The 16359-nt window shown below is 41.8% G+C and carries 10 protein-coding genes and 1 pseudogene; 7 read left to right on the top strand and 4 right to left on the bottom strand.

Going from position 1 to position 16359, the window contains the following annotated elements; translation table 11 throughout:
* Positions 1–282: 282 nt before the first annotated feature.
* The 7 genes from FTT64_RS06220 (at position 283) to FTT64_RS06190 (ending at position 8712) form a co-directional block, all read left to right on the top strand.
* Positions 283–1461, top strand: a complete 1179-nt coding sequence (locus FTT64_RS06220) for an inovirus-type Gp2 protein (RefSeq protein ID WP_180182168.1) — start codon at positions 283–285, stop codon at positions 1459–1461.
* Between the two features lie 27 nt (positions 1462–1488).
* Positions 1489–2568 (top strand): hypothetical protein, encoded by a 1080-nt coding sequence (locus FTT64_RS06215; protein WP_058972025.1) that lies wholly within the window; start codon positions 1489–1491, stop codon positions 2566–2568.
* Positions 2569–2693: 125 nt separating this feature from the next.
* Positions 2694–3784, top strand: a protein-coding gene (locus tag FTT64_RS06210; protein ID WP_180182169.1) for an IS3 family transposase whose coding sequence is annotated in 2 segments (ribosomal slippage) — positions 2694–2946 and positions 2946–3784 — 1092 coding nt in all. Because the reading frame shifts where the segments join, the coding sequence is not laid out codon by codon here.
* A gap of 316 nt (positions 3785–4100) precedes the next feature.
* A complete protein-coding gene (locus FTT64_RS06205; protein ID WP_002058051.1) occupies positions 4101–5177 on the top strand; it encodes a CBASS cGAMP-activated phospholipase in 1077 nt (358 codons plus the stop codon).
* 14 nt (positions 5178–5191) lie between these two features.
* Complete coding sequence (locus tag FTT64_RS06200) at positions 5192–6493, top strand: cyclic GMP-AMP synthase DncV-like nucleotidyltransferase (protein WP_180182170.1); 1302 nt, start codon at positions 5192–5194, stop codon at positions 6491–6493.
* A gap of 4 nt (positions 6494–6497) precedes the next feature.
* Positions 6498–8258, top strand: a complete 1761-nt coding sequence (locus FTT64_RS06195) for an E2/UBC family protein (RefSeq protein ID WP_227554613.1) — start codon at positions 6498–6500, stop codon at positions 8256–8258.
* On the top strand, positions 8251–8712 hold the full coding sequence (locus FTT64_RS06190) for a Mov34/MPN/PAD-1 family protein (RefSeq protein ID WP_180182171.1): 462 nt from the start codon (positions 8251–8253) through the stop codon (positions 8710–8712). The genes FTT64_RS06195 and FTT64_RS06190 overlap by 8 nt, the downstream gene beginning before the upstream one ends.
* A gap of 310 nt (positions 8713–9022) precedes the next feature.
* Here FTT64_RS06190 and FTT64_RS06185 read toward each other — a convergent pair.
* From FTT64_RS06185 to FTT64_RS06170, 4 genes and pseudogenes are all read right to left on the bottom strand, one after another.
* Positions 9023–9142, bottom strand: a pseudogene (locus tag FTT64_RS06185) (IS3 family transposase); the annotation flags it as partial.
* A gap of 63 nt (positions 9143–9205) precedes the next feature.
* Positions 9206–12457: a type I restriction endonuclease subunit R gene (locus tag FTT64_RS06180; RefSeq protein ID WP_180182172.1), complete on the bottom strand. Its 3252-nt coding sequence runs from the start codon at positions 12455–12457 to the stop codon at positions 9206–9208.
* Complete coding sequence (locus FTT64_RS06175; RefSeq protein ID WP_180182173.1) at positions 12454–13848, bottom strand: restriction endonuclease subunit S; 1395 nt, start codon at positions 13846–13848, stop codon at positions 12454–12456. The genes FTT64_RS06180 and FTT64_RS06175 overlap by 4 nt, the downstream gene beginning before the upstream one ends.
* Positions 13848–16133, bottom strand: a complete 2286-nt coding sequence (locus tag FTT64_RS06170; protein ID WP_180182174.1) for a class I SAM-dependent DNA methyltransferase — start codon at positions 16131–16133, stop codon at positions 13848–13850. Before FTT64_RS06170 ends, FTT64_RS06175 begins: the two co-directional genes overlap by 1 nt.
* Between the last annotated feature and the right edge of the window lie 226 nt (positions 16134–16359).

Raw genomic sequence — 16359 nt, 5'->3', positions numbered from 1 at the left:
AAAACATGCACGATTCGCGCAACTTTTGAGTTTAGCTCTTCGGATTCGCTATAGGTTTGGATTACGGTATTTATATCATTTATATACTATTCAATTATTTAAATGTATTTAATACAGTTTGAATGATTGGATCAATGTTCATATAAATACAAGTACTAAAAACATCTATCACTTAACCGAATGATATTCCCGCATGGACACTGCCTTAGCACAGTGTCCAAGGGAAAGCTTTACTTAATCGTTGTGTTTTTAAGTCAATTCCATTTAATTCAAGGCTTATACATGACTAAACCCAAATTATCCAATACAGCTGGACTGTTTACGATGTTTGATCATGAGCTTCTAGAGCAAGCGAAATTTGATCATCAACACACAGTACTGAATCACGGTGAAAACCAGAGAGTTGTCATCCATCATCTAGACAATATCGTTATGCCGATATTGCAGAAAATTGAGTTTGTGCAAGCTGTTCTGAAGTGTAAAACCCCTATTGTTAAGATATTAACTGTAAAACAGCACGGTTTAACTGATCGTTTTTTTCGTAAATTTGCAAAACCCATTGAACCTTTAATGCAAAGTTTTTTTGAACTGCTTCATGCATACACACCTCCAGAGATAGAGCCTGGTGTGGCCTGTCTTGCATTTGATCATGCTCGGTCTCAACTTACTCAAGATGAATTCAATGAACTGGCAACTCAAGGCATTGGGTCATCACATCATCTTGAAATTATTCAGCCGTTTGTTGATGACTTTCTACACTTTGTAGAATTGATTAAGTCGTATATGAACGATCCTAAAGTCAAAAAAAAAGTCCGTGACCAAAATAACCATTGTAAAAAGATGAAAATGGTTTGCGTTGGATACATTCAACAATTGCTGGAAGTCTACTCTAGGTTGTTGGTCGTGCGAATGGATTTATCCCTTATGCGAGATCAACAGACTTTACTGAAAAATGCTTATAGCCTGAAAGAAATTCGCTCCAAGCATGATCTGGCTTATATCAAAGCATGTACTCAAAAGCTGCTGAATAACAAACGGAATAATCCAGTCATGAAAATGCTTGTGGGTTATATCTTTCGCTTCGAATACACCGTCCGTACTGGGTTTCATGTGCACTGCTACTTTCTGTTCAACGGGAATAAAAATTTAGAAGATATTACCCTCGCCCAAGGCATTGGCAAATTGTGGAACAAAGTCACACAGGGCCAAGGTACAAGCTATATCTGCAACATGAAAAAGGATTCTTATCGTCACTGTGCAATTGGCATGGTTCATTATGCAGATACTGAAAAACTGGGGTATCTGTATAAAACCTTTGATTACATTGGCAAAACCTCACAGCTGTTTGATTTTAGCAATATGAAAGGTGCACGAGGCTTCCAACTCGGCGAAGTTCCAGAAAACACATCAAATGCTGGTCGTCCACGTAAATATGCTCAGCAACTCAATTTAAATTTTTAAATCATGCTTATGATATGGGAGACACTCATGCCAATCCATGCCCGCGATATTTTAACTGCCCAAGAACAATTTGATTCTCTGGAAATGCTGAATCATGTGACCAAAGCTGGAAATCGAGGATTTACGAATTATCCACCGCATATACAGCCAGTTGCACTTTCAATGTATAACACCATGGCAAAAAAAATACGTTCAGCAAAGAACCTAAAAATATTTACGCATCAACCCACTGGGATGTCAACTGGGTTTCCTGATTTATACCTAACCAAGTTGGGGCAATTAGTGATACCAGTTATACACGATTACACCTTTAATCCCTTTGTGAATGGACGCTTTAGGAATATGACGGTCAATCCTTTGATCAAACTCATGGCTGAAACCTTGACTGCACACCAACTTTCCAGTGGTCAGTTTATAAATCGTGAATACTATGAAAAAGCTGTAGATACCTGTTTTTCAGACTTTAAGGTTCGATGTGGTACGCGAAACAGCACCACCATATTTAACTCTTGGCGAGCCATGTATGTAAAATCTCAAGGGGATATCAATCGCTTTATCGATACAATAATCGACGAATCTCCAAGATTCGAAGTTCACTCTATTGTTGTTCAATTAAAAACAGCTTCAGGGAGAATGCCTCAATTCGGCGATGAACAATTCAAGGATCAAACAGAGAATGAAATGTTGGCTGATCTTGTAAAGCCAATCATAAAAGCGGTCTGGCTGAACAAAGATTCAAACGATGTGATTGGCATTCTGTCTAAAAATGAGATCGATATTGTTGGTGATATAAGTAAAAGACTGATTTTCTTTGTGAAAAAAGAATTTACAGATATAGATGATTGGGCAGATTCTCAATTATTTCAATCTCTCAGTCCATTTTTTGAAAATACGATTACTCACAGTATTTCTTATGGTGACGTGCCATCAATGAATGCTGGTATAGCTCCAATGTTCCAAGGGCAGCATTCAAACTTTTACGACATCAATCAGTCTGGCATTGCTCCAAGGTTAAATCGTTTAAAGGCACATCTTTACGGTACTGACTATTGGATGCGTGTAGATGGGGATAGAGCTACTGTGCGAATTGAACACCTATACGGTTGATATAAGCTAAATAAATCCAACGAGCAGACAGCTCGTTGGATTTATGTTCTCTAACTGGTAATCCCCCTAAAAATAATAGGATCTAAAAGTAGAATTTTTCTTAAGATACGAGCAGGAGATTCTGCATGAAAACATCTAAATTCACTGACAGCCAGATCATGTCCATTTTGAAGCAGGCTGAATCTGGGACACCCGTAGCTGCCCTTTGTCGTGAACACGGTATGAGTAATGCTACTTTCTATAAATGGCGTGCCAAATATGGTGGTATGGATACATCATTAATGGCTCGACTCAGAGAGTTGGAAGCAGAAAATACCAGACTTAAAAAGATGTATGCTGAGGAACGATTAAAGGCAGAGATCATCCAGGAAGCGATGTCAAAAAAGTGGTGAAGCCATCTCACCGGCGTCAAATGGCACAACAGGCAGTAGCACTGCATGCTATTAGCATTCGCCTAGCTTGCCGTGCATTTAGCATCAGTGAAACCTGCTACCGTTATCAGTCTAAACATAGTGATGATAATGCACTCATTGCGCAACAGCTCATTGAGCTGACTGAGGAAAACACCGATTGGGGTTTTGGTCTGTGTTTCTCTTATTTACGCCATGTTGAAAATTACGCTTGGAATGAGGAGCACTGCTCCGCAAGGCGTGTTTACCGTATTTACTGTGAATTGGCATTAAATCTGCGCATTAAACCAAGAAGAAGGCTGAAAAGGCATGCACCTGAACCACTGAAAGAGCCAATCCGTGCAAATCAGGTTTGGTCATTAGATTTCATGCACGATCAGCTTGCTGATGGTCGTAAGTTCCGATTATTGAATGTGATTGATGATTACCGTCGTGAAGGTTTAGCGATTGAGGTAGGGTTCTCATTGCCAGCAATGCGAGTGATTCGAACACTCAATCAGTTACTGGAATATCGGGAAAAGCCTTTAGTGATCCGATGCGACAATGGACCAGAGTTTATCAGTAACGAATTTGTACGTTGGGCAACCGAACAAGGTATTCGTATTGAATATATTCAACCAGGCAAACCACAACAGAATGCATATGTTGAACGTTATAATCGAACCATACGTTATGGTTGGCTGAGCAAACATTTATTTGATACTTTGGATGAAGTGCAAGATTATGCAACAAACTGGTTGTGGCATTACAACCATGAAAGGCCACATCAAGCCTGCAAAGGAAAGCCACCTCTAATGGCTGCTTAACCTCTACTTTTAACTTCGGTTATTTATGGGCGGATTACCGAGTAAAGAGTGGCTATTCAGATATTGTAAAAGTTAGTAACCTTCCATATTTCTGATCGATTTTTATTACATTAATAAATGTGTAGTGTATTGATGATTAAAATCATACATTACTAACCCACTAAGATAAATCAACTTAAGTGGAATATAATGTTTAATTTAGCGGAGATATGGCCCATTAATTATGCGATTATAAATAAAAATTATTACTCTAGTCTCCCTTGAAATTTATATTTTTAGCACAATATAAAAAATACTTGATAAATAAGAGAAAATAATGACAACAGGAACGGTAGATTCACTGGCAGAACAGTCAAATTTGATTAAAGTATTAGCCTTAAATGGTGGAGGCGTGCGGGGGTTATTTACCATCACCTTGCTTGCTGAACTTGAATCAATCATTGAGAAACGCGAAAAACGTGAAAATGTCAAAATTGGTGACTATTTTGACTTAATTACCGGCACATCTATCGGCGGTATTCTGGCACTTGGTTTAGCAAGTGGCAAAAGTGCCCGGGAATTAAAACAAGCTTTCGAGGATAATGCACAGCATATCTTTCCGTTAAAGCGTTTTAAACAAAAAAAATGGTGGAATCTACTGCGGCGTTCAATCTATGAAAGTGAGCCCTTGTACGAAACAGTTAAAAATATGATTGGTGATTCAATTAAATTTGAAGATCTCAATAAACGGGTAATGATCACCTCAGTCAACTTGTCTACAGGTAGGCCGAAGTTTTTTAAAACGCCACATAATCCGATGTTCACCTTTGACCGTGAAATTCGGCTTATTGATGCAGCAATGGCAACATCAGCTGCCCCGACCTATTTTAAACCTCATTATATTGAAAAATTAGGTCATTACTTTGCCGATGGTGGGTTGGTAGCAAACAATCCAAGTTTTGTTGGTATCCGTGAAGTTTTAATCGATATGAAAACTGATTTCCCTAATGCCGAGCCTAAAGATGTGAAAGTCTTGAACATCGGTACGTTGAGTGAAGATTACTGCATCAGTCCAGATACACTTTCTAAAAAATGTGGTAAAGGTTATTTGGGGCTATGGAATATGGGGGAGCGCATAGTATTAACTACTATGACTGCTAACCAACATCTACAGCGTTTTATGCTATTACGTGAATTTAAAGCACACAATATTGAAAAAAATTATGTTGAAATTGATGCAACCATACCGAATGAAGCAGCCTCCGAAATCACTTTGGATAACGCAACTTCTAGCAGTTTAGATGCACTTCGTGGAATGGGTAAGAAGTTAGGTGCTGAACGTTATACTGAAGATCCCGAATTGCGGAAATTCTTCCTAAAACCAGTTAAACCATTTATAGCCGATACACAATAATAGGGGAATGCAGCATGACTTGGAATTTTCACAGCTACTATACTAATCGTGATACCGGATTGATCGGTCAGTTGATCCTTGATGATCATGATAAAGATGGTCTTAAAGCATTACGTCAGATCGTACGTGAACGTACACGGGATGTTTTTGATGAAGCCAAACAGCTTGTAAAGTCATCTAAGCATCACTATACAGCTCTATCTTTTCGTGCCGAGTTTGTTGGTACAAATTTTAAGTATCTATCACCAGATGATCAAAAGATTCTATCTGAATTGATTATGGATCTATCGGAAGATCTAAAAGCAGAATTTTTGAAGCTAAACCCACGTTTTTGGACCCAAGGTAGCTTCATGTATGATACGTTGAATCGGCCATATAAGCCTACACAAGAAATGGATATTGATGACGGTACATACCTGCCAATGCAGTTCTTTGAAGATAAACCGGCAATTGCACATCAACTATTATTGCTATTGGTAGATGCCTCACTTAAATCTTTGGCTTCTGAACGTCATGGATGGTCATTTGAGGCTAAGGATACATGTGGTCGTATTAAGATCCCTGCAAAGAGTGTCCATATTGACGTACCAATGTATGCGATCCCATACGAAAAGTTCTTGGAAAAAGATGTTCTGTTACGAAAGGCTGCGGCTTCTCAAATCTTTGCTGAAATGTATGATGGAGTTGCAGCTGCTGATCATGCACTCTATGATCAGCTTGAGACAGACTGCGTAAATCTAGCGGTACGTAAAGACGATGCAAAATGGATTAAAAGTGATCCTAAAGATGTTCACTTATGGTTTCAAGATGCTTGCCAACGTACAGGTCAGCATTTACGAAAAGTATGCCGTATTCTTAAAGCATGGCGTGATGCTGGTGATTGGAAAGAAAGTAATGGCCCATCATCCATTTCACTGATGGCGGCAGTAGTAGATATTCTGGATCGTACTTATGTAGATCCTAAAGATTTCGGATTGTTGATGCTGACTGTAGCAAGAAAGCTTCCAAATACTTTCCGTAACGGGGTTGAAAGTCCTGATGAAAATGATGAGCGTCCATTGTTTCCTCCGCACTATGAGCATGAAGCTAAGCACAAGGAAATTATCACGAAGTTAGAGGAACTGGTAACTTCACTTGAATCTGCATATGCAGCCTATACTAAACAAGATGCTTTGAATATTCTAAATGGTGAGTACGGCGACCGTGTTCAGGATTTAAGCCTTATTGTGTCTCAGGCAGCTGCCCCAGCTTATGAAAGCAATCCACTAAAAGCTAAAGAGGCTGCCATCATCAGCACTTCAATGAAGAGTGGCTGATCGAGTGTCAGAATTACATTCAGTAATGCTTGATTGCGGGTATCAACACTTAGCAATCAGGCAACGTCAAAAATATGAAGCATTAGCTGACATAGACGATAAATTCCTTATATATCTTAAAGAATATTCTACATCTAAGGGTCCTTTTACCATTGCGTTAGAGTTTGGCTATGATGCATATACAATCTTGCCGTGGGCGCACATCATCAGTAAACCTGAACAACTTGAAGATGTCCTGCTTCCTCACGTCAATAATGCTGGTTATCTTTGCTATGTAGAACAACTAGAAGCAGATTGGGACCCGAATGATATTGGGAATTTGTATAAGACTGTAGATTATCAGATCCAAATCACCTTAGACAACTCCATAAAATCATTAGAAAACGGCCATGTAGACCAAACTGAATTAGAGGGTGAGTTTGTAGCCTATTGGAAAGCTGAGAGAGTGACCTATGCTCTGTCAGATTTAAATGCACTGAATGGTGAAGTAGCTTATCTAACTCGAAACATATCTACTGATGGATCTGATTGCCTCGAATCTATTTTGTTTGGGATACAAGATAAAGATATTCAAGAGAAATGGCTTAGCCAGAGATCTCTCAAGGAATTTGACTCCCAAAAGCTCAATGTATTCATCCTCAAAGTCAGACCAACCCGACTTTCCGGAGTTTATTGGCCTCCTAAAGATGCACCAGCCTTATTCAAGTGGCTATCTCTCGTAGATCATAATGCTAAGGCACATTTGATAAAGTATTTTGTAGAACATCCTTATAAACATCATTTGATTGTTTTGGAGGTAGATAAGCAAGATACATTTGGGGTGATATTTGAACTGAATCAAACAGCAGTACAGTTTACGACTTATGCCAATTCTAGAAAAAAAGGAAAAGGTGGCCGTAAACTCGATTTAGGACGAGCAAGTTCAGTCCTTACAGGTAAGTACGCTTTTAATCAGTTCCAAAGAATTTCTTTTGTGAAGTCAGATAAAGACTCAATTCTTTCCCGCAATCGGTCTCGACCTGAGATTGGAGATCTACGCACAAAGAAAATCGCATTAATTGGCTGTGGAACGATTGGTGGGTATGTGGCTGAGCTATTGATTCGTGCCGGTGCCGGTATGGGAACCAAAAGCTTAGATTTATATGATCAGGATAAGTATGGTCCACACAATTTCAGTCGTCACACATTAAGTAGCAATGATTTTGGTAAGTACAAATCAGAAGCACTTAAAAATAGGCTTGAAGATTCAACCCATCTTGTAATCAACATCAATTCTTATAAGTGTGGGTTTCCTCTTTTGAAACCGTATCTGTCCCTATACGACATTGTGATCGATGCTACTGGTCGGGCACCAGTATCAAAACGCTTAGCGAAGTTGGTGCGTCAGCTCGATGGTACTAAAAAACCTATCATTATCCATGGATTCAATGATGGAAATGGCATTGCTTCGAAGGTCTTTATAGATAGCTTGGATGGTTGCTATAATTGTCTATGTGGTGATACAGCTTTCTATAAAAACGGTGTTGATAGACGTTTTGAGAACCTATTAGATATTAATCAAAAAAAAATCTCATGCGGCAATACATACACACCGTATGATGCAGCAGTTAGTGTTATGACTGCCGCATTGATTCAAGAAGCAGTTTTATCAACTCTGGAGCATGAAAGAGATTGGAATTATAAAGAACATATCTTCATGGGCAGTCGCACTAAAAAGCCGACTTGGATCAGAAAAAAAGACTTTTGTGACATCTGTAATGATTGATAAAGAACTTGTGTTTAAAGCTCAGGATCGATCGTTAGTTGTGATCTCCACTGAGGTTGTCAATATATTAGTGTCATACCGTCAATTAAGTGATTTTAGCCAAGAAAGTGCCGGAGTGCTTATTGGTGAACGTAGGGGTGTTCATATTGTTATTAGGACGCTATCTGAGCCTAGTCGTTGGGACATTAGAAGTCGTTTCATGGTAGATCGTGTGAGTAAGCATCACCAAAAGGCTGTTGATAATGCTTTCAAAAAAAGTAAAGGTGAATGGCAGTATTTAGGTGAGTGGCACACACATCCAGAAGATGTACCAAAACCATCTGTGACGGATTATAGCAGTTGGTATAAAAATCTAAAATCGTCAAATCCTCTAATTTTGATTATTGCAGGTCGGACAAATTTTTGGGTAGGTAAGAAAATTAACGAGAATATTGAGGTTTTAAAACAGATATAAAGTTTTTATAACTCGTATATTTCTATTAATCCGATTTGTTTTGAATTATTCAGTAGTTAGTAAAAAATCCCCAATAAAGTTTATTTTTATGTGAGTTTTAATTACTATCTTGTAGTAGTTTTTTTCATAGACCTCTTGCATAAATCAAAAAACGACCAATTTAGTGATTATTTTTCGTACCGATCAATAAGCCATATTCGGTTATCATTGTTGCATGAACTACTCAAAAGTAAAAACACTGCCAAGCCAGCAGTTTAAACGACTTGTCGGAATACAACCTTCAACTTTTGCAGAAATGCTTGAAGTGATCCTAGACAGTATCGTGGACAACAAATCCCTCTAAATTCTTAAAATATTTCTGTTCAAAGGCTTCTGGGCTTAACCAGCCGTTTGCGGAATGCCTTCTGACCCGATTGTAATAAATTGTTAGCGGCAGTGTAAAAATGCCCCCCTAACGGCATTTAAAAACTGACCCCCTTGGTTAATATAGCGGTCATCTTGGACTGCTCAACATATCAAAGATCACCCGTGCAAAGATGCTGGCTTTCGCCGGATCAGACAGCAACTGCATCATCTGTTCCTGATGTGCCGCACTACTGCCAAGAATGGCATCATCCATCGCTTTCGGGAAATCACCCAGCATGGCCTGTTCACGGGTATTGTTGGCGATCTGCTTCATCACAATCTCATTTTCCGCCAGCTTGTCACGTACCGTATAGGCATAGTTCAGCATGTCTTTATCGGTCAGGTTATCGGTGATAAACACCTCATTCAGGCGCTCGATGATCTGTGACAGGAACTCTTCCTTCTTGTCACGTGGCTTGGCTGCCCCCAGGTCATTGCCCGGCTCCAGCTTGAAATCTTCGGCATCTTCTTTCAGCTTGATGTCCTGCTGACGGATCTTGGACAGGCGGTAATGGCTCATGCTGACATTACTCAGATCCACTTCATCATCCTGGGTCGCGGTTTCACGCAGCAATGGACGCAGGTTACGCGCATACAGGCTGAGTTTTTCCAGTTCTTTGTCATCGTAGTCCACGATCTGTGACATAAACTCGTAGAAACGGGTAAAGCTGCCCAAGTCCTTTTTAAAGATCTCCAGCTTGTCTTTTTCCAGCTTGGCCTCTTTAAAGGCATTGTCGGCATTGGCAATCAGCACCGCATCATTAGTTTTCTTGCAACGCTCCAGCATATCGCGGGTGGTGTTATAGGCCTCAATCGCTTGGTTATAACGTTTCTGCCAGCGTTCAACTGCCGGTTTGCAGATGTTACTGATCGCGGCATTGGATTTGTTCTTGGTAAAGAAGGCTTCGACAAACTGTTCAACTTCAGTCCACAGGAAGATCTTGCTGGCTTTCAGTTTTTCAAACAGGTCAAAGATCTGATCCGGATTAGAGACATCGGCCAGTTCTGCGGTTTGATAATATGGCTGGAAGGCCGCCAGGATATCTTCAGGCTCGTTAAAGAAATCCAATACAAAGGTGCCAGATTCCGCCTTACCTGGATAGGTGCGGTTCAGGCGTGATAAGGTCTGTACGCATTCCACACCGCCAAGTTTCTTGTCCACGTACATGGCACACAGTTTCGGTTGGTCAAAGCCAGTCTGGAACTTGTTGGCCACCAGCATCACCTGATAATCATCACTGTCAAAGGCCTTGCGCATTTCCCGTCCTTTTAGCCCCGGGTTCATGTTGCGTTCGTTAAAGGTCTGCCCGACTAAGCCACTGCTGTCGGTATCCTTGTCATTAAACTCAACCTCACCGGAGAAGGCGACCATGGCCTGAATGGACTTGTAGCCTTGCTCAGACACGTATTTATCAAAGGCCAGCTTGTAACGTACTGCTTCCTTACGCGAGCTGGTCACTACCATGGCTTTGGCCTGTCCACCCAATAAGCCCATCACGTTATTTTTAAAATGCTCGACAATAACTTTCACTTTCTGGGAAATGTTGTGGTCATGCAGGCGTACCCATTGATTCAGCCTGATCTTGGCTTTTTTGGCATCGACCTGTTTGTCGGCTTCTTCAATTTTCTGTTTGAGCTTATACACCACTTTATAGTTGGTATAGTTTTTTAGCACATCCAGAATAAAGCCTTCTTCAATGGCTTGGCGCATGGAGTAGACATGGAAAGCTTCCGGCTTGTTCTGCTTGGATGGCGGTAGTTCAGGATTGGGGACACGGCCAAACAGTTGCAGGGTTTTGTCTTTCGGTGTCGCGGTAAAGGCATAATAGCTGAGGTTATTACTGCCCTTACGTGCAGCCACCAACGCATCCAGAATATCTTCCGAAGACAGTTCAGCATCCTCTTCGCGCTCTTCCAGCATCAACACTTCTTTCAGCTGTCGTGCCGTAGAGCCGCTTTGTGAAGAATGCGCTTCATCGGCAATCACTGCATAACGTCGCTGTTTTAGGTTGGTGCTGTTTTCAATCGCACGCAGTACAAAGGGGAAAGTCTGGATGGTCACAATGATAATCGGCTGTGAGGTTTCCAGTGCCTTGGCCAGTTTTTCCGATTTGGAGCCATCGCCTTCTTTATTATTGATGCGTCCGACCACGCCATCGGCATGTTCAAACTGGTAGATGGTATCCTGTAGCTGGGCATCCAGAATGGTACGGTCAGTGACTACAATCACCGAATCAAACAGTTTCTGATTGTGTTGATCGTACAGGGTCGACAGCTGATGTGCTGTCCAGGCAATCGAGTTGGACTTACCTGAACCTGCACTGTGCTGAATCAAATATTTCTGCCCAGTGCCCTCCTCTAAGGCGGCATTGATCAGTTTGGTGACCACATTCCATTGGTGGTAACGTGGGAAGATCAGCAGTTCTTTTTTGTACTTGCGTCCTTCCCAGTCTTCTTTTTCTTCAATTTGCAGATGGACAAAGCGTCCAATGATATTCAGCAGGTTGTCTGGGGTGAGGACCTCATTCCACAGATAGGCCGTAGCATACTGATTCTGGTCTTCCGGCACGTCATTGCCTGCGCCACCATCCTGCGTGCCCTTATTGAAGGGCAGGAAGAAGGTATCTTCTCCGGCCAGTTGGGTCGCCATATAGACTTCATACTGACTGACAGCAAAATGCACCAATGCGCCACGCTTAAACATCAGCAAGGGTTCAGGCTTGTTGGTTTCTGGATCTTTCGGCAAGCGGGTGCGTTTGTACTGCAACATGGCATTCTGCACCGCCTGTTTAAACTCGGACTTGAGTTCCAGTGTCGCCACCGGAAAGCCGTTGATAAACAGTACCAGGTCAATGCGCCACTTCTTGGCCTGTTTGCCCATGTTCTGTAACTCGGCAGCGGTGGCATAGGGGCTATACACCAGTTCCGGTACAATGCGGCAGATGTTTTTCTTGTAGTTGGCTAAGGTATCCGGATTCAGCGCATGTTCAGGTTTAAACTGACAGAGGAAAAACCGTGCGCTGCGGGTTTTCACGCCATGACGCAGCACACCTAAAGTGCCATAGCTACGTGACTGTTCATCAGTGGCATTGATGTCGGCTTTCTTCAGCTGGGCAACCACGGCTTCTAGAAAATGCCGTTCGGTATCATTGGGAAAAATGCGCTGGAACTTCTGCCAGTCTTGTGCTTGGGTATGTTGCACAAAATCCAGTACGTCCTGCTCATACAAGGCGGTTTCACGGTTGTAGCCTTGTGGCGTACCAAGTTGCCAGCCTTGAGCCAGCATCTGTTGAATAATATCGTTCTGGAAAATGCTTTCGCGGGTGGCGTCTAGACTCATGCGCTTAACTCCGTCTGTGCACCAGCAACCATTCGCGCTTGCCAATTACGAACATCAATCTTGCCGGTAACTGCGGCTGAGATTAAGGCGGTTCGGCGTTCTTGCATTAATGAAATTGCTTGTTCCTGTTTCTTTAATAAGATATCGATTTGTTTTAGCTCCTGATCTAAATAATCAACAATTTTTTGTTGCTCCTTTAAACCTGGATAAACAAACCTCACAGCTTTAAAATCATCTTTATTTAATTTAGGTTGAGCTGATGATGCAGTAGCACTTAACCTCAATTGACTAGAAACGGGTATGGATTGCCCTACATATGCCATAAACTCTCTAGATACTTTAGACTGATTAAACTTGGCCATAAACATATTTGGAGCTAAGGATGCATAACCTTTATCAAAAGGCATCTGATAAAATAGACCAGCATAAGCACCTACGTTAGCTAAGAGAAACTCACCTCCATAAAGTGCAGATTTTTTTAAGTATTCATAAGATTTTTTATTTACCCATACTCCATCTGTATTGGCTAAATCCTTTCTCAAATCAGTTAGTCGCACTAACCGAGCAAAAGAAGGCTCATCTAGATATTGTACATTTGCTTTTAAATCAGCAAATGAACCATTTGCTGTATAGTCTGTTAGGACTTGCTTTAAATAAGCAAACTTACTTACATCCCAATGCTCCGGCACTTCCCCTAACCATGCCACACCCGAATCTTTCATCGGAACATTTGGATCGAGTCCTTTGGTCACGGCATGGCTAATTACTGCTTGACGCTTTTCTTTGAGCAGTTCAATCAGCTTTTCTTGTTTGGCAATTAAAGAGTCAATTTGTGCGGTTTCATGGTCGAGGAAATTGGCGATTTTTACTTGTTCTACATATTCAATACTTGGGATAGTAATATTCACCAAATCAGATGAATTAATAGCTGGATAGCTTACACCTACTGAACGAGCCACAACTTCTTTGATAAACCCTTTAGCCCTTAAACAATATGATGCGAAACTTTTATACAAGTATTGATTAGGACGAATAACAGCAAACCCTGTTGAAACGATTAGATTTTCAGGAGGATTGTTAATAGGTGCTATTGCTTCTAAATAGGTGCGAACTGTTGAAACAATCACATCACCATCTCTAACGATACGTCTAGCTCGTGACGGTGCATCCTTAAAAATCATTATTTCAATTTTAGAAATACCATCAACTGCTGAAACACTACCAATATCAATATATTGAATCTCTGCATCTTTAGCTGTTGTTTCAGGTAAAACCTCATCATTGTAAGTGCATAAATATTTCAAAGGTTTTGAATCCCAATGGCGAGGGATCTCCCCCAACCACTCAACCCCTGAATCCTTATATTCCGTATACGCCTGATACTTTGCCATTATGAATGCACCTCTTGTAGCAGCTGCATAATCTCGGCACTCACCGCATCCAGATCCGCATCAATCTCGCTTAAATCACGTGGTGGCTGGTACACGTAGAAATGACGGTTAAACGGAATTTCATAACCGACAATGCCAATCTCGCCATCTTTCTCATCACGCTTGTCGGCATTGATCCAGGCATCCGGCACGTGTGGCTGTACTTCACGTTTAAAGTAATCTTCAATCAGTTCCGTGGTGCTGACCTTTGGATTCAGCGCAATGTTCTCCGCATCACGCAAGTCGCCATCCTGCACAAACTCCACCACTTTGCCTTGGTAGCTAAACTGGCCATACAGTGGATTTTCTGCCTGTTTCACGACCTTGTTAATCACTGGTTCCGCTTCCGGATTCTTCCAGGTAATGGCATCTAACAGCTGCTTCTTCTCTTTAGCATCCAACTTGATGTCGGTCTGCTTCAGGCCTTTTTTCAACACGTCATCAAACTGGTTAAAGTCATCAAACTGCTCAGTGCCAATCACCTCCTGTAAAGCTTGGGCTTTTTCCATCAGGGCTTTCTGGAACAGCCAGATTTTGCTGTCCAGCACCTCTTTAATGTCTTTTTCTTTTAGCTCAGGGAACTCGGCTTTAATCAGGGCACGAACTTCAAGCGCAACGTCCTGCAACTGACCATAAGTTTCTGCTGTCCACGTTGTACCAAAGGCTGTGCCCAATTGCGCATCGATACTTTGCATCACGGCATTAAACGGTTTCGGGGCAAAGCGTAATGCAGCAATCGCGTTATCCGTAATCTGTGCCGATAAACGTAATGGACGTTCAATGGTCACGCGACGGTAGCCAAATTCATGACTGTCAAAGATTTTGCTGGCGAATGGTTTTTGCTGTTCGGTTTCGCCATCATTTGCCAAAGTATCTACTGCGACAAATGCACCATAGTTCTGGGTAATGGTGGCAATTTCAGCTTCAGTCAGATAATTACGTTTTGAACCCAGCGACTTACGCATTTTGGTACTGAGGTTTGAGGCATTGATCAGCTGTACCTTGCCTTTACGTTCAGCGGCTTTTTTATTGCTGAGTACCCAGATATAGGTGGCAATCCCGGTGTTGTAGAACATATCGTTCGGTAAGGCAATAATGGCTTCCAGCAAGTCGGCTTCTAAAATATAGCGACGGATCTCGCTTTCACCACTGCCTGCACTACCGGTAAACAATGGTGAACCATTCAGGATAATCCCGATGCGGCTACCGCTCTCGGTACTGCTGGCATCACGCATCTTGCTGATCAGGTGCATCAGGAATAATAGTGAACCATCCGATACCCGTGGCAAGCCTGCACCGAAACGGCCATCAAAGCCTTTGTGTTCATGCTCGTCCTTGATGTCCTGTTCGATCTTTTTCCAGTCCACGCCAAAGGGTGGATTCGACAGCATGTAGTCAAACTGATCGACCGAGAGTTGATCATTCGACAGCGTGTTACCCAGTTTAATCCGGCTCACGTCCTGGCCTTTGATCAGCATGTCGGCTTTACAGATGGCGTAGGATTCCGGATTGAGTTCCTGACCAAAGGCACGCATCACCGCATTCGGGTTCAGCTCATGCAGATATTCCATACCTGAAGACAGGAAGCCGCCTGTTCCCGCAGTCGGGTCATAAATGGTACGGATAATGCCGTCTTTGGTCAGCACGTCATCATCTTCCATAAACACCAGTGCCGTGGTCAGACGTACAATGTCACGCGGGGTAAAGTGTTCCCCGGCCGTTTCATTGGAACCTTCAGCAAAACGACGGATCAGTTCTTCAAACACCAAACCCATGTCATGGTTGGATACGCTCTTTGGACTCAGATCCGTGGTGGCAAACTTTTGCACGACTTTATACAAAAGGTTGGCATCATCGAGGAGGCCGACAAATTCGATGAAGTTGAAGTATTCAAAAATCTCACGGGCATCTTTAGAGAAACTTTGCACATAAGTGCTTAAGTTGGCCTTGATGTCACTCTGTCCCATTTTGCTAAGATCCATTGGGGAGGTGTTAAAGAAGGCTAGACCATTGGTGGCACGCAGCAATAACTTTTCTTGAGCTTCTTCTGGCAGATTCAGCTTGGAGACTTTTTCATGTTCTGCCAGTACCGCCGCCTTGCTTTCTTCCAGTACACATTCCAGACGACGTAACAAGGTAAATGGCAGAATGATGCGACCATATTGCGATTGTTTGAAGTCACCACGCAGCAGGTCGGCAACCGACCAGATGAAAGAAGCGATTTGTGAAAAGTTATTGTTGGTCATAGTGGTGAATCAATTCCTGAATTCTTATCTGTGATCAGTATCTGGCGACACTTCGGTTGCTAGAGATAATACTGATAATTTTTTAACTGTTGGATAATATTATATTATTTAAAAGCAGATTGTTGATTATTCATTTATTGCATGAGAGTTAAGCGACAAATTTTGTCGTCTGGTTTCAGATTTTTCTCATAGAAGGTTCATCCACCATAACGCTACAACCCTGCTT

This window comes from Acinetobacter sp. Q186-3 (assembly GCF_013420655.1).
In the GTDB taxonomy this organism is placed as follows: Bacteria; Pseudomonadota; Gammaproteobacteria; order Pseudomonadales; family Moraxellaceae; genus Acinetobacter; species Acinetobacter indicus.
The sequence above is the reverse complement of the archived record's forward strand: the minus strand, read 5'-3'. Positions and strand labels throughout refer to the sequence as shown.